Origin of the sequence: Kribbella yunnanensis, assembly GCF_039529655.1 — a bacterium.
In the GTDB taxonomy this organism is placed as follows: Bacteria; Actinomycetota; Actinomycetes; order Propionibacteriales; family Kribbellaceae; genus Kribbella; species Kribbella yunnanensis.
Genome location: NZ_BAAANF010000025.1, coordinates 156,781 through 176,591 on the forward strand (window position 1 = coordinate 156,781; position 19,811 = coordinate 176,591).

The following is a 19,811-nucleotide window of genomic DNA, read 5'->3' on the forward strand; positions in this document are numbered from 1 at the left end:
AGGTCCGGCAGCCAAAGTACTCGTCATGACCGACAACCAGCCGCCCGAGCCGCAGAGTGGGCCCGCCCCCTTCGGCTCCAACCCGCCGGAGCGTATGCAGCAGTTGCCGATGCCTGGGTATTCGAGCCTTGGGCAACATCAGCAACAGCATTTCGCTCCGCAGGGTGGACAGCAGCAGCTGGGTCAGCCGGGGCAGCACCCCTCAGGTGGGAGTGCTTACCCGCAGTTCGCCGCGCCGGGGACGCATCAGGGGGCGTCTCCCGGCCCGAACTGGCCCTTCGGTCCGCAGCAGCAGCCGGTGGCTCCCACACCGGGCAAGCCGAAGCGGATGGGCCTGGCAATCGTGGCCGCGACCGCGCTACTGGTCGGGGCGGCCGGTGGCGTGGGCGCCGCCGCGGTGTATTCGGCCACGAACGACACCAACGCAAGCCCCTCGGTGACCGCACCGCTGAACGGTAACCAGGCCGCACCGGCCTCGGCACCGGACGGCTCGGTGCAGAACGCGGCGGCCAAGGTGCTCGGCAGCGTGGTGAAGATCGCGGTCGCCACCCAGCAGGGCGCGGCGACCGGTTCGGGCATCGTGATCAGCAAGGACGGCCTGATCGTCACCAACAACCACGTGGTGGCCGGCGCCGCCGGGCAGGGCGCCAAGCTCACCGTGATCCTGAACGACGGCCGCACGGTCCCGGCCACGGTCAAGGGTCTCGACCCCCTGACCGACCTCGCCGTGATCCACGCCGACGCCACCGATCTGACGCCCGCGACTCTCGGCTCCAGCGGCAAACTCGCCGTCGGCCAGGGCGTGGTCGCGATCGGTTCGCCGTTCGGCCTCCAGTCCACCGTGACGAGTGGGATCGTCTCGGCGCTCAACCGCCCGGTCACCTCGGGCGACGAGGAGCAGAGCAGTACCACGGTCTTCCCAGCCATCCAGACGGACGCCGCCATCAATCCGGGCAACTCCGGCGGCGCTCTGATCGACCTCGCGGGCCAGGTGGTCGGTATCAACAGCGCGATCAAAACCGCGGGCGGATCGGGACAATCCGCCGGCGGGAACATCGGCCTGGGGTTCGCAATCCCGATCGACCAGGCCAAGCCGATCATCGACGAGCTGGTGGCCAAGGGCAAGGCCACGCATGCGCGGCTCGGAGTGTCGGTCGGCGACGCGCAGTCTTCCGACGGGCTCGTGAACGGAGCAACCCTCCGCGAGGTCACGCCGGGCGGTGCGGGGAACAAAGCCGGTCTGCAAGCGGGCGATGTGGTGACCGCTGTGGACGGTAAGGCGATCGCGTCAGGGGACGCGTTGGTCGCCGCAGTTCGCTCGCACCGCCCCGGCGATCAGGTCAAGGTCACCATCACCCGGGCCGGCAAATCCCAGGACGTCACCGCCACCCTCGGCTCCGACGACGGCAAGCCGACCGGCTGACACACCCCACGTCAGGACTCCGGCCGCCCACCGAGCGGCCGGAGTCCGTTGGTGTGGTCGGGTTCTGTGGTTGGGTTCCTGCCATGAATCTCTACGAGGCCCGCCCGCCGATCGTGGCCGACGAACGAACCCAGCTGATCGGCTGGCTCGACCTGCAGCGCGTCCTGGTCCGCCACAAACTCGAAGGCCTACGCCCTTCGGACGAGCACCGCGCACTACTGCCCGAGTCGCCGTTGATGACCCCGGCCGGCCTCGTCTCACACATGCGCTGGGTCGAACACCTGTGGTTCGAGGTGATCTATCTGAACGTTCCTCGCGACCAGAACCCGGCGTTCCGCAAAGATGTCGAAAACGCCGAGATGCTGGTCCCCGGCGTACCGCTCTCTGAGCTCCTCGACCAGTACGACGCCCAATGGGCCCGCTCGAACGAGATCGTCGCCGCCCACAGCCTCGACGACATCGCGCAGGACCCGGAGTTCCAGCCGAGCCTGCGCTGGATCGTCATCCACATGGTCGAAGAGACCGCCCGCCACGTCGGCCACCTGGACGCAATGCGCGAACTCGCCGACGGCCGAACCGGGTATTACTAGTACCCATGGACATCCGCCGGGCAAACGATCGCTTCGTGACCTCGTCCGACTGGCTGGAGTCACGACATTCGTTCTCCTTCGGCCCCTTCTACGACCCGGCCAACATCGGCTTCGGCTTCCTGGTAGCCCACAACGACGACATCGTCGCGCCCGGCACCGGCTTCGACACCCACCCCCACCAGGACCTCGAGATCGTCACCTGGGTACTACGAGGAGCCCTGGCCCACCGAGATTCCCTCGGCCGCCACGGCGTCGTCCACCCAGGCCTGGTCCAACGAATGACCGCCGGCTCCGGCATCCAACACTCCGAATGGAACGACGGCCCCGACTCAGTCCACTACGTCCAGATGTGGGTCCGCCCCGACCAGCTAGACCTCCCCCCGTCCTACGCCCAGTCGCCCATCGACCTAACCACCGGCGAACTAACCCCAGTCGTCTCCGGCCTCCCCCACCACGCCACCAGCACAGCGATCCCCCTACACCAACAATCCGCCGGCCTCTCGGTAGCCCGCCTGGCACCCGCACAACACGTCCAACTGCCGGAAGCCCCACACCTCCACGTGTTCATAGCCGACGGAACAGCAACCCTCGAAAACGTCGACCTCGCCACAGCGGACACAGCCCGCCTAACCGACTCAGGCGGCCGCCGCCTCACCGCGGGTCCCGCCGGCGCCGAAGTACTCGTGTGGGAGATGTACTAGCGGTTCTTCTGCTCGTGGCAACCGGTGTGTCGGAGGCGCGCCTCGTCAGCCCGGCGAGCGCACAGGAGGCTCCCCGACCGTCTCCGCACACCCGCACCCGCACCCGCGAACCCCAGCCCCACCGACAGGCACTCCGGCGACGCCCCCCATCCCCACAACCCCGTGAATCACTTGCCGCATGTGGTGGGGGCCGAACGACGGCCGACTGCGCCGGAGGCGCCAGAAGTGCTGTCGCCGCCGGAGGCGGTGTCGTTAGTCGGTTTGTTGGGTCATGGTCCAGACGTGGGGGAGGGGTTTGCCGCCTTCGGCGAAGCCTTCTACGAACTGGGACATGTGTTGCTGCCAGCGCTGGTCCGTGGGGTTCTGGCGGAGTTCGGCGACGGCGGCCTCGTAGTCGTCGCAGACCACGAGATGGAACAGGTCGCGGCCGCTGCGCCAGATCGACCAGTCGGAGATTCCGGCGGCGTTCATCACGGTGATGAGTTCCGGCCAGACGCGGGCGTGCTCGAGCTCGTAGGCCTCTTCGGTACCGGGAAGGAGCCGGCTGTGCAGGGCTAGGCGGGTCACAATCGTGCAGGATACGCGCTTCCGGAACCAACCAACGGGCCGCCACCAGCGTCGTACTTGGGTGGGTTGAGTAGTTTCGCCCGTGTGTTTGCCAATCGTCGTGCGAGAGTTGGAACCGTGAAGCGAACCACTGCTGTCGTCTGCCTGAGTAGTCTGCTGATCACCGCTGGTTGTTCCGACAGCAAGTCGGGCGACGGGGGGAAGGCCGATCCGAACAACGAGAAGCAGGCCTCCGCGCAGGTCGTCAAGCAGTTCGCGGACGCCTGGGTGAAGGCCTGGGCGCCGGACGGGAAGCCGACCGACGCGGCTGCGTTGACCGACAACCCGACCGCGTTCGGCAAGCGGCTGGACGATGTCGACTCGGCGCTCGCGGCCAGCACGGTGACCGTCGTACCGCAGGGTGACGCGAAGTGTTCCGACGACGCGACCTGCACCCAGGAGCTCGCCGTCGAGGCGCAGCTGCGCGGGATCGGCGCGATGAAGTGGACCAGTACGGCGACCGCGGTCAAGGTCGGCGATGTCTGGAAGGTCAAGGCGGCCGGCGACACGATCTACCCGGGGCTCGGCGACGGGACGAACTACCTCAAGCGCGTCCGCACTCTCCCGCCGCGGGCCTCGATCCAGGACCGGCACGGCGCCGCGCTGACCTCGAACAAGCCGGTCGTGATCGTCGGTGTCGCCTCCGGCAACGTGGCGACCGCGGCGACGTACGCGGCGTTCACCAAGAACCTCGATGTCGACGGCGCGAAGCTGGCCAAGCGGGCGAAGGCGGCCCCGGCCGGTCAGTTCGTCGACGCGATCACGATCCGCGCAGAGCAGTGGGAGAAGCTGCGGCCGACGATGGGCAAGCTGCCCGGCGTGCTGACCATGGGCGGGACCCAGTCGCTGGCGGTGAACCCGACGTTCGCCCGCTCGCTGCTCGGCTCGATGAAGCTGGCCAACGAGGACAGCCTGAAGAACGCGGGCCCGACCGCGTCGGCGCAGGACCAGGTTGGCGTCAACGGCCTGCAGTACGCGTTCCAGCAGCAGCTCGCCGGCACGCCCGGCGGCGTGGTCAGCCTGCGCGACGGCAAGACCAAGCTGACGATCAAGGAGGTCTTCACCCAGAAGGGCACCCCCGGGAAGCCGGTGAAGACCACGATCGACACCAAGATGCAGCAGGCCGCCGAGGCCGCGCTGGCCAGCCAGAAGCTGCACGCCTCGCTGGTCGCCGTCCAGGCCTCGACCGGCCAGATCCTGGCCGCGGCGAACGGTCCGGACGTGACGAGCTACAACCGCGCGTTCCAGGGCCGCTACGCCCCGGGCTCGACGTTCAAGACCGTCACCTCGGCCGCGCTGCTGAGCAACGGCCTCACCACGAACAGCTCGCTCCCGTGCACGGACACGATCAACGTGTTCGGCAAGACGTTCAAGAACTACGACGCCCTCGCGGCGTACGGCGCCGGCACCATGCAGAAGGCATTCAACCAGTCCTGCAACACCGCGTTCATCTCGCAGCACGCACGGCTGCAGAAGGACGGGATGACCAAGGCGGCCGCGATGTTCGGTATCGGCCGCGACCTCCAGCTCTCCATCCCGGCGTACGGCGGTAAGGTTCCGGCCCCGAAGGACGATGTCGAGGAGGCCGCCTCGATGATCGGTCAGGGCACTGTCACCGCGAGCCCGCTGTCGATCGCGTTGGTCGGCGCCACCGTCTCCCACGGCACCGCGATGAAGCCGGTCCTGGTCCCCGGCAAGGACGCCGCCGGTACCGCGGCCTCTCCGTTGCCCCCGGCAACCGTCGCCGCACTCCGCACCTTCATGCGCACCACGGTCACCGGCGGTACGGCGCACATCCTCGCCCAGAGCGGCACAGTCGGCGCCAAGACCGGTACGGCGGAGGTCGTGACGAACGGCAAGGTCGGCACCAACGGCTGGATGGTCGGCTACCGCGGCGACGTCGCCTTCGCGGTCATCGTCGAAGGCGGCGAGTCCGGTGGCAAGGCAGCCGGCCCGATCGTCAAGAACTTCCTCGCCCGCTTCAAGTGAGCAGAAGTTGCTGAGAGTTGGCTGAAAACGCGGCATTCCGGGCTTTTCGTCACTTAGGGTTTCTGGATGGAGAGCCTGATTTGCCCGAAATGCCGCGGTGGGATGCGGACCTACGAACGTAGTGGGATCACGGTCGACCAGTGCGGCGAGTGCCGCGGGATCTTCCTCGACCGGGGTGAGCTGGAGCGGCTGGTGGATGCCGAGGCGCGCTTCAACGCTCCGCAGCAGCAGCGGCACGAGGAAAAGCGCTACGAAGAGAAGCGGTACGACGAGAAGAAGCGGTACGACGACGATCGGCGCTACGACGACCGCCGTTCGGACGACCGTCGGTACGAGGACCAGCGGCGGTACGACGACCGCAGTTACTCGCACAAGAAGAAGCAGAAGTCCTTCCTGGAGAACCTCTTCGACTGAAATCCACTGGACATCACGCTCCGCTGCGGCTTAGCGTCGGAGAGGTGACTACCCCGTTTCGAGATAGCTGCGCGCACGGTTGATTTTCCCGCCATCCTGCTGGATCGCGGTGCCGTGATGGGCCTTGGGTTGCTGCCCGGTCCTGTCCAGCTCTTTCGAAAGCGGTGCCCCAACTGTGACGCACACCCATGCCCTTTCTGCGCATGATCTGACCAAGACGTACACCTTCCACCAGCAGCGCGCCGGTCTCGGCGGAGCCTTGAAGAGCCTGGTGAAGCGCAAGTACGAGACCCGGCTCGCTGTCGACCGGGTCTCGTTCGCGATCGAGCCCGGTGAGGTCGTCGGGCTGCTCGGCCCGAACGGCGCGGGCAAGACCACGACCCTGAAGATGCTGTCCGGGCTGCTGTACAAGACGTCCGGCGAGCTGGAGGTGCTCGGCCACACGCCGTCGGCCCGCAAGCCCGATTACCTGCGCCGGATCGCGCTGGTGATGGGGCAGAAGACGATGCTCTGGTGGGACGTGCCGGCGATGGAGAGCCTGCTCCTGCACAAGGAGATGTACGGCCTGTCCACGCCGGTGTTCGAGCGCAACGTCGCCGAGCTCGCCGAACTGCTCGAGGTGCAGGACCTGCTGAACGTCCAGGTCCGCAAGACCTCACTCGGTGAGCGGATGAAGCTGGAGCTGATGGCGGCCCTCGTCCACGGTCCGGAGATCCTGTTCCTGGACGAGCCGACGATCGGGCTCGACGTGGTCGCCAAGGCCCGGGTCCGGAGCTTCCTGGCCGACGTCAACCGGCTCCGCGGTACGACGATCCTGATCACCAGCCACGACATGGACGACATCGAGGCGCTCTGCTCGCGGGTGATGATCATCGACCACGGCCGCCTGCAGTTCGACGGCGCTCTCGACGAACTCGTCCGGACCGCGCAACCGCGCAAGCTGGTGCGAGCGACGTACGCGACGCCTGTGGACGGCCGTGGGCTCACCGGGGTCAGCGGAGTTGAGGTGTCCGGCCTGACTCTCCGTCTGGAGGCCGATCGGGAGCGGACGGGCGACGTACTGGAGCAGCTCACCCGGCTCGGCCCGCTGGTCGACCTGGACGTCGCGGACGCCGATGTCGAGGACATCATGCGCGACCTCTTCGAGCGCCGCGGGGAGGCGTCATGAAGGGGTTCGTCCGCAACCTGCGAGTACTGCGGCGGATGGTCGCGGCCGAGATCGCGCAGCAGTCCGTCTACCGCGGTGCGTGGGTCATCTTCATGCTGGCCAACATCTGTACGCCGCTCATCTCGCTGCTGATCTGGCGGACCGCGCTCGCGAGTGGCGCCCAACTCCCCGTGGATCAGCGGTACCTCACGACGTACTTCGTGCTGCTCGGCTTCGCCACGATGGCCACGTCGTCGTGGATGGCCGGTTTCCTCGCGAACGACATCCGGCTCGGCAAGCTGTCCAGCTGGATGATCCGGCCGGCGTCGCTGCTGGTCGGGTTCGTCGCGAACAACCTGTCGGAGAAGTTCCTGAAGCTGTTCGCGCTGGTCCCGATGATCGGCCTGGTCTGGTGGATCTTCCGCGACTCGATGCATGTGCCGTCGGGTGCCGGCCGGTGGGCGCTGTTCTTCGTCACCCTGGTGCTCGGCGCGATCCTGCTGTTCACGATCGACATCCTGATCGCGGCTTTCGCGTTCTGGATGGACGATGTGAGCGCGCTGGTCCAAGCACGGGTGATCATCGGCTCGGTGCTGTCAGGATCCGTTGTACCGCTGGCGCTGATGCCGGAGTGGTCGCGCACGTTCGTCGACTACCAGCCGTATCGGTACACGGTGTCGTTCCCGGTCGAGATCGTCGCGGGGAACCTGTCCGGGTCAGAACTGCTGACCGCGCTCGGCGTTCAGCTCGGGTACGTCGTCGCTGTCGGCCTGCTCGCCCGTGTCGTCTGGGCGGCCGGGATCCGCGCGTACTCGGCGGTGGGCGCATGATGAGGCACCTACGGTTGTGGCGGCGGTTCTTCGCACAGGCCGTCGTACGGGAGACGCATTATCGGGCGCACTTCCTGACCACGTTGCTGGTCGGGCTGGTGCAACTGGGGCTCGGGATCGTGCCGACGCTGCTGCTGTTCGGGTTCACCTCGGAGGTGCACGGCTGGACGCGCTCGGAAGTGATCGCGCTGGTTGGCATGTATCAGGTGATCACGGGGTTGATGGCGACATTCATCGCGCCGAACCTGAACCGGATGACGACGTACCTGACCGAGGGTGAGCTGGACGCCGTACTGCTGCGACCGGTGTCGAGCCAGTTCTACTTGACGTTTCGGTGGATCAACGTTGCGGAGTTGAGCAATGTTGCCAGCGGCATCGTTGTGCTGGCATTCGGGCTGGTGCAGTCGGGGCTCACGCCGAATGTGGGTCAGGTGCTGCAGGCCGTCGTACTCGCGGTGTGTGGGTTGGTGCTGCTCACGGTGGTGTGGTCGGCGCTCGTATATCTGGCGTTCTGGCTGCAGTCTGTGGGGCCGGTCGGCATCATCTATCTGAACGTCGTCGAGGCTGGGCGGTATCCGCTGACGTTCTTCCCGGTGGCGGTGCGGAGCTTCCTGACGTTCGTGTTCCCGGTGGCGTTCGCGACGACGTACCCGGTGCAGGCGCTGGCGGGCTCGCTCGGTTGGGGACCGGCGGTGCTCGGGATCGGGCTGTCGGTGATTGCAGTGTTGCTGATCCGGTTGTTGTGGCAGCGTGGGCTGCGGACGTACGCGAGTGCGTCGAGCTGAGTCGTTGGGTCGTTGAAGGGAGGGCCGCGATGGGCTGGTGGATCCTGCATGTGGACATGGACCAGTTCATCGCGGCCGTCGAGATCCGCCGCCGGCCCGAACTGCGCGGGCTGCCGGTCGTGGTCGGCGGGTCGGGTGATCCGACGAAACCGCGGCAGGTGGTGGCGACGGCGTCGTACGAGGCGCGTGAGTTCGGGGTGCACTCGGGGATGCCGATTCGGGCGGCGTACAAGAAGTGTCCGGACGCGGTCTTTCTGCCGTCGGATCCGGCCGCCTACGAGGCGGCGTCGGCCGAGGTGATGGACACGCTGCGGACGTTCCCGGTCGTCGTCGAGGTGTGGGGCTGGGACGAGTGCATCGTCGGCGCTACAACCGACGATCCCGAGGGTCTCGCGGCCGACCTGCGCGCGGCGGTGGCGGAACGCACCGGGCTGACCTGCTCGATCGGGATCGGCGACAACAAGACCAGGGCCAAACTCGCAACCACCTTCGCCAAACAGCCCCGCTCGCACGCCACCGCGTTTGAGGGTGCCGGCGCTGAGGCTCCGGGTGTCTACCGCCTGACCGCCGAGAACTGGCGCGAGGTGATGGACCACCGATCAGTCCGCGAACTGTGGGGCATCGGCAGCCGGATGGAACGCAACCTGCAGGAGCTCGGGCTGCACACGGTCGCGGACCTCGCGGCCGCCGATGTTGAAGCGTTGAAGAAGCGGTTCGGCCCGAACATGGGCACCTGGTACGCCGCCCTCGGCCGCGGACTCGGCGATACCGAGGTCACCGACGTGCCGCGCGAACCGGTATCGCGCAGTCACGAGGAGACCTTCGAGCGCGACCTGGTCGAGCCGGCCGAGATCGCCGACGAGCTGCGCCGAATCGCCGTCGAGGTGACCCGGGAGGTGGTGAAGGAGGGGCGCAGCATCCAACGTGTCTGGGTGAAAGTCCGGTTCACCTCGTTCTTCACCCCCATCAAGAGCCGCAAGTTGAAGGCGGTGACGCAGGACCCCGAGGTGATCGCGGCGACCGCACTCGCCTTGCTGGAAAAGTTCGAACTCCGCCGCCCTGTCCGGCTGCTCGGGGTGCGAGTCGAGTTCGCCCCCACCCCACCCGCGTAGCCCCTCGCCCTCCCACCTCGGACCGCCACCACCGTCCAACTGCTCATTTCACCCGCTAGCAACGCCGGCGCACGCTCAGCGCGGGTCGTCGAGCGAGGTTAGTGGGTGATGGCGGTCCGCCACGCCCTGCGGGGTGGGTGGGTGGGGGAGAAATCGGCGGGACGCGATCGTCGAGGGCTGGGATGATCGCGGGTGTGCAGCGTGAGTTTGTGGTGTTCGATGCCATGGGCGTGCTTTACCGGCACGGGAACGTTGTGCGGGGCGTCCTCATCCCCTACCTGCGTGAGCACGGCTGCACTCATACCGAGGCGGAGATTCGTGAGGTCTACCGCCGATGCACGCTGGGCGCGATCTCCACGGGCGAACTCTGGTCTGCGCTCGGCGTCGCGGCAACCGCGAGTGATGGTGACTACTGCAGTCGTCACGAGCTGACGCAGGATGCACCGGAGGTCTTGCGAGGACTGGGCGAGGCCGGCATCACGCCGTTGGTGCTCACCAACGACGCGGTGCCGTGGTCGGAGCAGTTGCGACTCCGGTTCGGGCTGACTGCTTACGTCGAGACGTGGTTCGTCAGCTCCGCGATTGGCGCCCGCAAGCCCGATCCTGCGGCGTACCGCCCGGTGCTCGCGCACCCCGGGCTGGACGCCGCCCGCACACGCTTCGTCGACGACCGGCCGACCAACCTGATGGCCGCCGAAGCGGCCGGCTTCCGGCCTGTCCTCTTCCGCAGTGACGACACCGACGCCCACCCCGAGCCGGGCTTCCAACCACCCGTCGTCCACACCATGACCGGGCTGTGGAAGCTCCTCAGTTCGGCTGGCCGGTCGGCATGATCGTGATCTGCTGGAAGTTCACCCGGGCCGGCGAGGCGGCGATGAAACCGACGGTCGCGGCGACGTCGGCTGCAGTGAGCCATTCGAGTTGGGTCTTGGCACCCTCCAGCCAGTCCGAGATGCCCGCGTCGGTGACGTGGCTCTGGAGTTCGGTGGTGGTGAAACCCGGTTCGATCGCGGCGACGCGGACGTTCTTCGGGCCGAGGTCGGCACGCATCTGCTTGGAGAGCTGGGTGACGTAGGCCTTGGTGGCGCAGTAGACGGCGAAGCTGGGATACGGGTTCTGGGCGCCGATGGAGGACGTGTTGATCAGGTCGGCGACACCGCGCTCGGCTGCGGCGCTGACCAGTTGCGGGACGAAGGCACCGATGACGTTCATCAGGCCGCTCACGTTGAGGTCGATCTGCTGCTGCCACTGGTCGGTGGCGACCTCGTCGATCGGTGCGGGCAGCATCACGCCCGCGTTGTTGAAGAGCAGGTCGGCGCCGCCGAACTCGGTGGCGACGCGGTCCGCGGCTGCCCGGATCGCGGTGACATCGGTGACGTCGGCCGCGATCGCGAGCGCCGTACCGCCGTCCTTCTCGATCCGGGCGACGAGGTCGGTCAGCCGGTCGGCGCGACGAGCCAGGACCACGACACGGGCGCCGAGGTCCGCCAAGTGCTCGGCTGCGGCCTCGCCGATACCGCTGGAGGCTCCGGTGATGACTGCGACGCGGCCGGTGAGTGGCTTCGACATGTGAACACCTTTCGAAACAGCTGGGCGGCGATCTGCCGCCTTTCCAGAACATCAGTCCCGGGCGGTGTTTCGAGGCCCCAGCCAAGCCCTGTCCCGACAGGTACCGACAGGGCTACCCATCCGCGCCTGCTGGGCAGCGCGGTGACCGACACTGGGGTTATGGACCGCAGTGCTGAACTCTCCGACTTCCTGCGCACTCGCCGCGCCCGACTGACCCCCGATGAGGCGGGAATCGCCGACGACGGCCGTGCTCGCCGGGTGCCCGGGTTACGCCGCGACGAGGTCAGCCGCCTGGCCGGAGTGAGCACGGAGTACTACACCCGGCTGGAGCAAGGCCGCGCCGGTTCGCCGTCGCCGGAGGTCGTCGAAGCGCTCAGCCGGGCGTTGCGGCTGGACCTGGCTGAGCGCGAACACCTCACCGATCTGCTGGCCAGGCCCACCCCAGTACGGCGTACCGCGGTCGCGCCGCAGCGAGTCCGGCCGGGCCTGCATCTGCTGCTCCAGACGTTGGAGCAGGTTCCCGCCTTCATCATCGGGCGGCGTACCGATGTACTGGCGGCCAACCGGCTGGCCCGTGCGGTGATAACCGACTTCGAGGCGCTCCCGGTCCCGCAGCGAAACCTGGCTCGCTACTACCTCCTGAACCCCGAAGCACGTGAGCGGGTCGGCGACTGGGAACAGATCGCGGCGGAGACCGTCGCGATGCTCCGACTCGACGCCGGCCGCTTCCCGAACGACCGCCGCCTCGCCGACCTGGTCGGCGAACTGACCTTGCGGTCCCCCGAGTTCCCCGGCTGGTGGAACGATCACCACGTCCTGCGGCGTACTCACGGCAGCAAGCGGTACCACCACCCGGAGGTGGGCGAACTCCACTTTTCCTATGAGGCGCTCCACCTTCCCGACGACCCGGATCAGATGCTCTGCGTCTACAACGTCGAGCCCGGCTCCCCCACGGCAGAAGCCCTCCGCCTCCTCAACAGCTGGCCCCTGACCAGCCCCCACCCAATCGCCTTGAGCACCCGTCAACCACTTGCTGGCCGCGCGCGTGGTTGAACCGGGCACAACGTCGTACCGGCTCATGCGGAGGGCGTGGGACGGCATTGGGTGGCTGGGGGTTGGCTCGTCAGGTGGTGAGGTTGTAGGTGGTGGTGGCTGTGGTGGTGAAGACGGCCTCGCGTTCGGCGGGGGTTAGGTCGGCGGTGAGGGTCTCGGCGGCTGCCACCACGTCGCCGTACGACGCGGCTAGGAGGCAGACGGGCCAGTCGGAACCGAACATGACGCGGTGGGGGGTGAAGGCGTCCAGGACTACGTCGGCGTACGGCTTGAGGTCGGCGGGGGTCCAGGAGGTCCAGTTGGCCTCGGTGACCATGCCGGAGAGTTTGCAGGTGACGTTGGGGAGGGCGGCGAGGGCTCGGAGGTCGGTGGCCCAGGGGTCTAGCGGGCCGCCGATGGCGGGCTTGGAGATGTGGTCGACTACGAAGGAAAGGTGTGGGAGCGCCTGGGCTGTCTTGATGGCCGCTGGGAGGTGCGGGGTTTTGGTGAGCAGGTCGTAGACGAGGTCGGCATCGGCGACTGCTGCCAGGCCGCGTTGTACGTCGGGGCGCAGTAGCCACTCGAGATCCGGCTCGTCGTGCACCTGGTGGCGGATGCCCTTCAGGTACTGGCCATCCGGGCGGGACTGGAGGTTGGCGAGCACGTCCGCAATGTCGGGTGCGGTCAGGTCCACCCAGCCCACGACACCGGCGACGAGGTCGTTGCTGGCAGCAACTTCCAGGAACTCGCCGGTCTCGGCCAGGACACCGACTGTCTGGACCAGGACGGTGGCGGTGACATCGGCTGCGGCGGCCAGGGGTGCGAGGTCGTCGGCGGTGAAGTTGCGTCGGATGGGGGCGAAGTCCGGGCCGACCATCCAGGTCTGGTCGCGGACGGACAGGTCCCACACGTGGTGATGGGCGTCGACTCTGCTCATGCGGCTGTGGTGCCTTCTGCGTGGATTAGGCGGATGACTTGTTGGCTCATCTGGTCGTAGTCGTGGGTGTTGGGGAGTTCGCCCTGGATGCGGTGGTCGCGCATGACGACTACGCGGTCGGCGAGGGTGATCATCTCGGGGAGGTCGGAGGTGATCAGGAGGATGGCGAGGCCGTTGGCGGCGAGGTCCCAGATGAGCGTATGGAAGGCGTCTTTGGTGCGGACGTCGATGCCGACCGTGGGCTCATCGATGATGAGGATCTCGGTCTGGGCGGCCAGCCATTTGGCCAGAGAGACCTTCTGCTGGTTGCCACCGGAGAGCGTGCCGGCGTGTTGGGACGGTGAGGCGATCCGGATACCGAGTTGTTCGACGTACGACGAGACGATCTCGGTCTCGGACTTGGCGGGGACGTAGCCGAGGAGTTTGCGGAGGCGGTCCCAGATGGTGACGGCGATGTTGCGGGCGACCGACTGCTCGAGGAAGATGCCCTCTTCTTTGCGGTTCTCGGTGACATAGCCGATTTTGTGGTTGCGCAGGGCATCGCGGACTGTGCGGATCTTGACCGCCTGCCCGCGCACCAGGACCTCGCCGGCGGTGATGCGGTCGAGGCCGAGCAGGGCCTTGGCCAGCTCGCTCCGACCGGCGCCGACCAGACCGTACAGACCGACGATCTCGCCCGGGCCGACGGTGAGATCCACCTCGGCATGACCGGTCGCCGTACCGACGCCGCGGAGCTCCAGGATCGGGGCGACCGTGGTGTCGACGGTTCGGTCTGGCAGGTTGAGGGCTTCGTGGACGCGGCCGACCATCAGGTCGACCACCTGGTCGCGGGTGAGCTCGGACAACGCGCCCCCGGACAGCACCGAGGCGCCGTCGCGCAGGACGGTGACGGTGTCGCAGATCTGGAAGACCTCTTCCAGCTTGTGGCTGACGAACAGCACCGCGCGTCCGTCGTCCTTCAACTTCTCCACGACGCGGAACAGCAGAGCTGCCTCGTTCGGCGTGATCGAGGCGGTGGGCTCATCGAGCAGCAGCACGCGACTCTCCACCGATAGCGCCTTGGCGATCTCGACGAGTTGCGCCTGAGCGACCGAGAGCTCGGTGACCGGCTGATCCGGATCGATGTCGAGCTCCAGCTCAGCCAGCCAGCGCGCTGCCTCGGACCGGATCGCGGACCGATCGACCAGACCGCGATTGGTCGGCAGCTTCTGGAGCAGGATGTTCTCGCCGACCGTGAAGCCGGGGATCAGGTTGCGCTCCTGGTGGACGACGCCGATCCCGGCCGCGGCCGATTCGTGCGGCGATCCGAAGGACACCTCGCGCCCGTCGAGCAGCAACCGGCCGCCGTCCGGCCGATAGAGCCCGGTGACGACCTTGATCAGCGTCGACTTGCCGGCGCCGTTCTCACCCAGCAAGGCGTGGACCGAGCCGGCCTCGAGCGACAACGTGACGCCGTCCAGCGCGCGCACGCCGGGGAAGACCTTGACGATCTCCGAAGCCTCGAACAGCGTCATGACACACCTCCGGCCACCGCCGCGTCGGGCGATTTCACCACCGAGCGCCGGTCCTGCCGACGAGTCCGGACCTGACCGAGCACGACCGAGCCGAGGACGACCGCGCCGACCACGAAGTTCACCCAGGAAGGTTCGAGGGAGAACTCGGCCCGTGCGGTGTCCACGAAGCGCACGATGAACGCTGCCAGCACAGTGCCCAGTACGACGGCCGATCCGCCGGTGAGCAACGCGCCGCCGATGATCGGCGCCGCGAACGACGGCAGCAGCCAGTCACCGCCGATGCTCTTGTTCACACCTGGCGACGAGGCGACCGTGAGAATCGCAGCAACGCCGAGGATCGCACCGGACAACGCATGCGCGACGATCACCGAGCGGTCGTTGGAGATCCCGGACAGCCGGGCGGCGATCGGGTTCCCACCGGAGGCGAGCAGCTGCCGACCCGGCACCGTCCGCTTCAGCATCACCGCGAGCAGCCCGGCCACGATCAGCGCCACGACGAAGATCCACGGGATGACGCCGAACAGCGCGGCCGACCCGAAGGTCTTCAGCCCTTGTGGATAAGCATCGACGGTCCGCGTGCCGACCAACCGGTACTGCACGCCGAGCAGGATCGTCATCGTCGCCAGCGTGACGATGAACCCGTTGATCCGGGTCAGCACGACGAGCACACCGTTCAGCAGGCCGACAACTCCGGCGAGCAGGAACCCGATCAGCAGCGCCAGCGGAACCGGTACGCCGTGATCGGCCATGAGCACGCCCATCGCCGCCGCCGCGAATCCACCGATCGCGCCGACGGCCAAGTTGAGTTGACCCACTGCGAGTACCACCATTTGAGCCAATCCGATCAGGATCGGCACGGCAAGGAACTGAAGTAGCACTCTCAAGGAATTCGCTGCGAGCAGGTCACCGCCGGACGCGATCACCAACCCGATGAAGAACACGATGCCGATGACAAGCAAGGTCATCTCGGTCGATCGGGCGAAACGCTTCATTGTCGTCGCACCTCCTGCCGCTCGGACAGGACTGTTCGGACCCGGTCGGTGGACAGCGCGAGCAGCAGGATCAGGCCCAGGTAGATGTTCAGGCTCTCCAGACCGACACCGAGCAGGTCGAGACCCTTCCGGATCACCGACGTGAGCGCCGTACCGATCAAGGTGCCCCAGATCGAGACGAAACCGCCGGCCAGCAAAGTGCCCCCAAGGATCGGGCCGAGGAACGACGGCAGCATGAACTCCTCGCCGATGGTCGCCTTGATCGACCCGGTCGAGACCGCCAGCATGAAACCGGCCAGCGCGGCCAGGCAGCCCGACATGGCGTGCGCGGTAATCACTCGCCGCGCAGTCGGGATCCCCGAGAGCTCAGCAGCGCGCACCGGCGAGCCGGTCATCAGCAGCTCGCGGCCGAGCCGGGTCCGCGAGTAGATCCAGCCGACGACCACCATGGCCACGATGGCAAAGATCGCCAGCTGCGGTACGGCGGGCGATCCGCACACGTTGCCGACACACACGTCCGCCAGCGAGTAGTTCCGCAGCTCCCGCATACCCGGCGGCTTGGTCACGAACGCCGCATTGTCGGTCAGCGACGTGTAGACGAGCGGAATCATCCCCAGCAGCAGGAAGTCCAGTGCCAGCGTCACCACGAACGAGTTGACCCCGGTCCGCGCGATCACCCAGCCCGCCAGCGCACCGATCGCCGTACCTGCCACCAGTCCCACCAGGAGACCGGAGTACAAGGTGAAGTGCCACAGGTCGTAGGAGATGCCGGTGATCATCATCGAGAACGCCGCCATCCGGCCGACGGCAAGGTTCATATGCCCGATCGACAGCACACACAGCTGTGCCAGCCCGACCACAGTGAACATTGCGATATCGCGCAGCAGCGGGAAGATCACCAGCTGCTGGTTGAAGAACGCCGGCCGCAGCACGCCGAACAGCGCACCCAGCAGTACGACGAGCAGTAGCAATCCGATCCGCTGGTTGGCCCACCAGGGCGTGCCACGCGGCGGCTTCTCGACCGGTGTGTCCTCTTGGAGTGCCTGAGTGGCAGTCTCCGACACCGGCGCACTCATTCACGTCCTCGCTTCGCTGCGGGCGCGAATGAAGTGCAGGGCACACTGTATTGGATGATGAACTCGCTTCGCTCGTTCATGAGACACGCCGATCGTCTATGGCGTCAGGGTTCCAGTCGATCCCCAGCCCAGGCACATCCGGCGCAACCGCGTGCCCGTCCACCACGGCCATTTCAGAACGAGTGATGGCTCGCAGCTGCGGGATGTGCTCGACGTACCGGCCGTTCGGTACGGCGGCGGTCAGGCTGACGTGAATCTCCATCAAGAAGTGCGGACAGACCTCGAGGTTGAACGCCTCAGCCAGATGAGCGACCTTCAGCCACGGAGTGATCCCGCCGATGCGCGCTACGTCCACCTGGACGATCCCGGCCGCCCCGGCCGCGACGTACTCACGAAACTGCGACACCGAGTACAGCGACTCGCCAACAGCGATCGGGATCGACGTGGACTGCGCCAGCCGCACATGCCCGGTCAGATCGTCAGCCGGCAACGGCTCCTCAAACCACGACAGGTCCACCGACTCGAAAGCAGCAGCACGCCGCTTGGCCTCGGCGTACGTCATCGACTGGTTCGCATCAACCATGATGTCCAACGAAGGCCCGACTGCGTCCCGTACGGCGCGCAGTCGCTCCAGGTCCTCGTGAACCCGCGGCTTGCCCACCTTGAGCTTCACACCGGGCCAACCGGCCTTCTGCGAGGCCAGGGCGCCAGCGACGAGCTCATCCGTCGTCAGGTGCAGCCAGCCGCCCTCGGTGTCGTACAAAGGCACCTGCTGCCGATACCCACCGGCCAACCGCCACAGCGGCTCAGCCGCCCGCAGACATCGCAGGTCCCACAGCGCGGTGTCGACGGCCGCCAGTGCCAGCGAGGTGATCGCACCGACCGTGGTTGCGTGCGTCGACCAGAACAGGTCCGACCACAACGCCTCAACGTTTCGGGCGTCCTTCCCGATCAGTCGCGGCAACAGATGGTCCCGCAGCAACGCCAGTACGGCGGTGCCGCCCGTACCGATCGTGTACGAGTAGCCCAGCCCGCTCAGCCCGTCAGCCGTCTCCAGCGAGACGAAAATCGTCTCCTGCTTGAGGAACGACTGCACAGCATCAGTGCGGACCGTCTCGACCTCGAGATCGACCAGGTAGGCCTCGGCACGCGTAACAGCGCTCACTGGCAGCTCAGCTGCTTCTCGAACTCGGGCTGCAGCGCCTTGGTCTTCGCCTTGCGCTCCTCGTCGTACGTGTCGACGTTGGCCTTCGTGACGACGAACGAACCGGAGTCCACGATCACACCGGGCGTCTTCATCGTGCACTGCTTGGACTGCAGCAGCGCGAGCAGCCAGCCACCGATGTAGGCCTGGCCGGCCGGGTTCTGCGTCACGGTCGCGGCGACGCCACCGGACTTGATCCCGGCCAGGATCTTCGCGTCGTCGTCGATCGCGACGACCTTGATCGGAAGCTTGCTGGAGGCAACACCATCCGCCGCGGCCACGGCCGGGTTGTACGCCGTGGTGACGATCCCCTTGATCTCCTTGCCCTTGGAAGCAAGCAGGTCGGCGACCGCCTTCTGCGCGGTGGACAGGTCCTTGTCGATGTCCGTGATCACCGGCAGTTCGGTGACCTTGCCGTTGGTCTCGGCGATCGCCTTCTTCACCCCGGCGATCCGGCGCTGGGTGTTGGAGTCGACGTTGTTGCCGGTCAGGTGCACGATCGTGCCCTCGCCGCCGATCGCCTCGATGGTTGCCTTGGCCGCCTTGTACGCCGCCGCCTCGACATCCGTGGACAGGCAGAAGTCGGCCGCGTTGGTGTCACCGGCCGGGCAGGAGGCCAGCGAACCGACCGCGAACCCCTTCGCCTTCAGGTCCTCGAACGTCGAGTTGATGTCGGTCGGCGACACGCCGAAGATGCCGAACGCGTTGTAGCCCTGCGCGGCCAGCGAGTTGATCACGTTGTTCTGCTTGCCCTGGTCCCACTCGCCGGTCTCGTTGAAGGTCGCGTCGGCGAGCCGGAAGTCGACCTTGTCGACCGCGGCGACGGTCTTCCACGGCTGGAAATAGGGGTGTGCGCCGCCCGGGATCAGCGCTAGCTTGACCTTCGATCCGTCTTTCAGCGTCACCGGGCCCGAACTGGCCCCGCTGGACGCGTCGTCCTTCGGTGCGGCACCGGATGTGGAGTCGGCGGGCTTGGTGGTGCAACCGGTCGCGACGAGCGCGACAGTAGCCAGACAGAGGGCGGTTCGGCGGAGGGCGACGGTCATGAGCGGACTCCAGATCCTATAGGATATTGCGAACCTGATGCTGCCGCCTCACACTGGAGCCGTCAAGACTCGTCGAGGTAACGATGACAAGTCGGGCAGAATATGGTTCGGGAGGAGTGCACTGTGACTGATGCGCATGTGGGTCTGGCGGGGCAGCTCGCCCGCTTGCCCCAGCGACAGGTGCTGAGCGACGACGTCTACGAGACCGTCAAAGGCCTGATCATGGACAGCGTGGTCGAGCCGGGCACCCGGCTGAACATCGACGCCCTGACCCGGGAGCTCGGGATCTCGCAGACCCCGATCCGGGAGTCGCTGGCCCGGCTGGAGTCCGACGGACTGGTGATCAAGGAGCCGCTGCGCGGTTACCGGGTGTCGTCACGGCTCAGCCGGCCCGAGTTCGAGGACCTGTTCGAGTTCCGGCTGCACATCGAGCCCTGGGCGGCCGGTCGCGCCGCGGAACGCGCCGGCACCGAGGACCTGGTCCGGCTCAAGGACGAGATGCTGAGCTACACCGACGTACCGGACAGGCCGGCGTACGAGAGCTATCGGGCGATGGCTGCGCACGACCAGCGCTTCCACGACCTGGTGCTGGAGCTGTCCGGCAACGAGACCGCGCGGCTGTCCTTCGCCCGTACACACTGCCACCTGCACCTGTTCCGGCTGTACTACGGCGGTGGAATCGCGACAAAGGCGTTGCGGGAGCACAAGACCGTCGTGGCCGCGGTCCGCAAGGGCGACCCGGTGGAGGCGGCCGCAGCGATGCGGGCGCACATCGAGGCGTCCCGTGAGCGGTTGCGGCCGATGTTCGATCAAGAGTGATTCCGTCCTGAGGTAGGAGACACCT

The 19,811-nt window shown here is 67.0% G+C and carries 20 protein-coding genes; 12 read left to right on the top strand and 8 right to left on the bottom strand.

Annotated features, from left to right (window positions below; translation table 11 throughout):
- Positions 1-25 precede the first annotated feature (25 nt).
- The 3 genes from ABD231_RS36795 to ABD231_RS36805 all read left to right on the top strand — a co-directional run bounded on the left by ABD231_RS36795 (position 26) and on the right by ABD231_RS36805 (position 2,714).
- Positions 26-1,423 carry a S1C family serine protease gene (locus ABD231_RS36795; RefSeq protein ID WP_344163153.1) on the top strand — a complete coding sequence of 466 codons (1,398 nt, stop codon included), beginning with the start codon at positions 26-28 and terminating at the stop codon, positions 1,421-1,423.
- Positions 1,424-1,506: 83 nt separating this feature from the next.
- On the top strand, positions 1,507-2,013 hold the full coding sequence (locus ABD231_RS36800) for a DinB family protein (protein ID WP_344163155.1): 507 nt from the start codon (positions 1,507-1,509) through the stop codon (positions 2,011-2,013).
- A gap of 35 nt (positions 2,014-2,048) precedes the next feature.
- Positions 2,049-2,714 carry a pirin family protein gene (locus ABD231_RS36805; protein WP_344163158.1) on the top strand — a complete coding sequence of 222 codons (666 nt, stop codon included), beginning with the start codon at positions 2,049-2,051 and terminating at the stop codon, positions 2,712-2,714.
- 252 nt (positions 2,715-2,966) lie between these two features.
- Here the strand turns inward: ABD231_RS36805 and ABD231_RS36810 are convergent, their stop codons facing one another.
- On the bottom strand, positions 2,967-3,281 hold the full coding sequence (locus ABD231_RS36810) for an L-rhamnose mutarotase (RefSeq protein WP_344163161.1): 315 nt from the start codon (positions 3,279-3,281) through the stop codon (positions 2,967-2,969).
- A gap of 117 nt (positions 3,282-3,398) precedes the next feature.
- On the opposite strand from ABD231_RS36810, the gene ABD231_RS36815 reads away from it, so the two are divergent.
- The 7 genes from ABD231_RS36815 to ABD231_RS36845 all read left to right on the top strand — a co-directional run bounded on the left by ABD231_RS36815 (position 3,399) and on the right by ABD231_RS36845 (position 10,430).
- Positions 3,399-5,309 (top strand): penicillin-binding transpeptidase domain-containing protein, encoded by a 1,911-nt coding sequence (locus tag ABD231_RS36815; protein ID WP_344163165.1) that lies wholly within the window; start codon positions 3,399-3,401, stop codon positions 5,307-5,309.
- A 66-nt stretch (positions 5,310-5,375) separates the two neighbouring features.
- Positions 5,376-5,723, top strand: a complete 348-nt coding sequence (locus ABD231_RS36820) for a TFIIB-type zinc ribbon-containing protein (protein ID WP_344163168.1) — start codon at positions 5,376-5,378, stop codon at positions 5,721-5,723.
- Between the two features lie 175 nt (positions 5,724-5,898).
- A complete protein-coding gene (locus tag ABD231_RS36825) occupies positions 5,899-6,891 on the top strand; it encodes an ABC transporter ATP-binding protein (protein ID WP_344163171.1) in 993 nt (330 codons plus the stop codon).
- Positions 6,888-7,700 carry an ABC transporter permease gene (locus ABD231_RS36830; protein ID WP_344163174.1) on the top strand — a complete coding sequence of 271 codons (813 nt, stop codon included), beginning with the start codon at positions 6,888-6,890 and terminating at the stop codon, positions 7,698-7,700. Before ABD231_RS36825 ends, ABD231_RS36830 begins: the two co-directional genes overlap by 4 nt.
- Positions 7,697-8,485: an ABC transporter permease gene (locus tag ABD231_RS36835; protein WP_344163177.1), complete on the top strand. Its 789-nt coding sequence runs from the start codon at positions 7,697-7,699 to the stop codon at positions 8,483-8,485. The genes ABD231_RS36830 and ABD231_RS36835 overlap by 4 nt, the downstream gene beginning before the upstream one ends.
- Before the next feature lie 29 nt (positions 8,486-8,514).
- A complete protein-coding gene (locus ABD231_RS36840; RefSeq protein ID WP_344163180.1) occupies positions 8,515-9,597 on the top strand; it encodes a DNA polymerase IV in 1,083 nt (360 codons plus the stop codon).
- Positions 9,598-9,791: 194 nt separating this feature from the next.
- On the top strand, positions 9,792-10,430 hold the full coding sequence (locus ABD231_RS36845) for an HAD family hydrolase (protein ID WP_344163183.1): 639 nt from the start codon (positions 9,792-9,794) through the stop codon (positions 10,428-10,430).
- On the opposite strand, the gene ABD231_RS36850 is transcribed toward ABD231_RS36845, so the two are convergent.
- Complete coding sequence (locus ABD231_RS36850; RefSeq protein WP_344163186.1) at positions 10,405-11,166, bottom strand: SDR family oxidoreductase; 762 nt, start codon at positions 11,164-11,166, stop codon at positions 10,405-10,407. The genes ABD231_RS36845 and ABD231_RS36850 overlap by 26 nt on opposite strands.
- Positions 11,167-11,325: 159 nt before the next feature.
- On the opposite strand from ABD231_RS36850, the gene ABD231_RS36855 reads away from it, so the two are divergent.
- Positions 11,326-12,219, top strand: a complete 894-nt coding sequence (locus ABD231_RS36855; RefSeq protein ID WP_344163189.1) for a helix-turn-helix transcriptional regulator — start codon at positions 11,326-11,328, stop codon at positions 12,217-12,219.
- Positions 12,220-12,289: 70 nt separating this feature from the next.
- Here ABD231_RS36855 and ABD231_RS36860 read toward each other — a convergent pair whose 3' ends face one another.
- The 6 genes from ABD231_RS36860 to ABD231_RS36885 all read right to left on the bottom strand — a co-directional run bounded on the left by ABD231_RS36860 (position 12,290) and on the right by ABD231_RS36885 (position 18,967).
- Positions 12,290-13,135, bottom strand: a complete 846-nt coding sequence (locus tag ABD231_RS36860; RefSeq protein WP_344163192.1) for an amidohydrolase family protein — start codon at positions 13,133-13,135, stop codon at positions 12,290-12,292.
- Positions 13,132-14,649, bottom strand: coding sequence for a sugar ABC transporter ATP-binding protein (locus tag ABD231_RS36865; RefSeq protein WP_344163195.1), 1,518 nt, complete (start codon positions 14,647-14,649; stop codon positions 13,132-13,134). Before ABD231_RS36865 ends, ABD231_RS36860 begins: the two co-directional genes overlap by 4 nt.
- Positions 14,646-15,641, bottom strand: a complete 996-nt coding sequence (locus ABD231_RS36870; protein WP_344163197.1) for an ABC transporter permease — start codon at positions 15,639-15,641, stop codon at positions 14,646-14,648. Before ABD231_RS36870 ends, ABD231_RS36865 begins: the two co-directional genes overlap by 4 nt.
- The gene (locus ABD231_RS36875; protein ID WP_344163200.1) at positions 15,638-16,717 is read right to left on the bottom strand and encodes an ABC transporter permease; all 1,080 of its coding nucleotides are present in this window, start codon (positions 16,715-16,717) and stop codon (positions 15,638-15,640) included. The genes ABD231_RS36870 and ABD231_RS36875 overlap by 4 nt, the downstream gene beginning before the upstream one ends.
- A 76-nt stretch (positions 16,718-16,793) precedes the next feature.
- The gene (locus ABD231_RS36880; RefSeq protein ID WP_344163202.1) at positions 16,794-17,882 is read right to left on the bottom strand and encodes a mandelate racemase/muconate lactonizing enzyme family protein; all 1,089 of its coding nucleotides are present in this window, start codon (positions 17,880-17,882) and stop codon (positions 16,794-16,796) included.
- Positions 17,879-18,967, bottom strand: a complete 1,089-nt coding sequence (locus ABD231_RS36885) for a sugar ABC transporter substrate-binding protein (protein WP_344163204.1) — start codon at positions 18,965-18,967, stop codon at positions 17,879-17,881. Before ABD231_RS36885 ends, ABD231_RS36880 begins: the two co-directional genes overlap by 4 nt.
- Positions 18,968-19,090: 123 nt before the next feature.
- Between ABD231_RS36885 and ABD231_RS36890 the strand changes: the two genes are divergently transcribed.
- Positions 19,091-19,786, top strand: a complete 696-nt coding sequence (locus tag ABD231_RS36890; protein WP_132413387.1) for a GntR family transcriptional regulator — start codon at positions 19,091-19,093, stop codon at positions 19,784-19,786.
- Positions 19,787-19,811: the final 25 nt, after the last annotated feature.

Excerpts from the sequence above, each read along its gene's own strand:
- ABD231_RS36795 (WP_344163153.1), top strand. The coding sequence starts at position 26 with ATGACCGACAACCAGCCGCCCGAGCCGCAGAGTGGGCCCGCCCCCTTC.
- ABD231_RS36800 (WP_344163155.1), top strand. The coding sequence starts at position 1,507 with ATGAATCTCTACGAGGCCCGCCCGCCGATCGTGGCCGACGAACGAACC.
- ABD231_RS36820 (WP_344163168.1), top strand. The coding sequence starts at position 5,376 with ATGGAGAGCCTGATTTGCCCGAAATGCCGCGGTGGGATGCGGACCTAC.
- ABD231_RS36830 (WP_344163174.1), top strand. The coding sequence starts at position 6,888 with ATGAAGGGGTTCGTCCGCAACCTGCGAGTACTGCGGCGGATGGTCGCG.
- ABD231_RS36835 (WP_344163177.1), top strand. The coding sequence starts at position 7,697 with ATGATGAGGCACCTACGGTTGTGGCGGCGGTTCTTCGCACAGGCCGTC.
- ABD231_RS36840 (WP_344163180.1), top strand. The coding sequence starts at position 8,515 with ATGGGCTGGTGGATCCTGCATGTGGACATGGACCAGTTCATCGCGGCC.
- ABD231_RS36850 (WP_344163186.1), bottom strand. The coding sequence starts at position 11,166 with ATGTCGAAGCCACTCACCGGCCGCGTCGCAGTCATCACCGGAGCCTCC.
- ABD231_RS36855 (WP_344163189.1), top strand. The coding sequence starts at position 11,326 with ATGGACCGCAGTGCTGAACTCTCCGACTTCCTGCGCACTCGCCGCGCC.
- ABD231_RS36860 (WP_344163192.1), bottom strand. The coding sequence starts at position 13,135 with ATGAGCAGAGTCGACGCCCATCACCACGTGTGGGACCTGTCCGTCCGC.
- ABD231_RS36865 (WP_344163195.1), bottom strand. The coding sequence starts at position 14,649 with ATGACGCTGTTCGAGGCTTCGGAGATCGTCAAGGTCTTCCCCGGCGTG.
- ABD231_RS36870 (WP_344163197.1), bottom strand. The coding sequence starts at position 15,641 with ATGAAGCGTTTCGCCCGATCGACCGAGATGACCTTGCTTGTCATCGGC.
- ABD231_RS36875 (WP_344163200.1), bottom strand. The coding sequence starts at position 16,717 with ATGAGTGCGCCGGTGTCGGAGACTGCCACTCAGGCACTCCAAGAGGAC.
- ABD231_RS36885 (WP_344163204.1), bottom strand. The coding sequence starts at position 18,967 with ATGACCGTCGCCCTCCGCCGAACCGCCCTCTGTCTGGCTACTGTCGCG.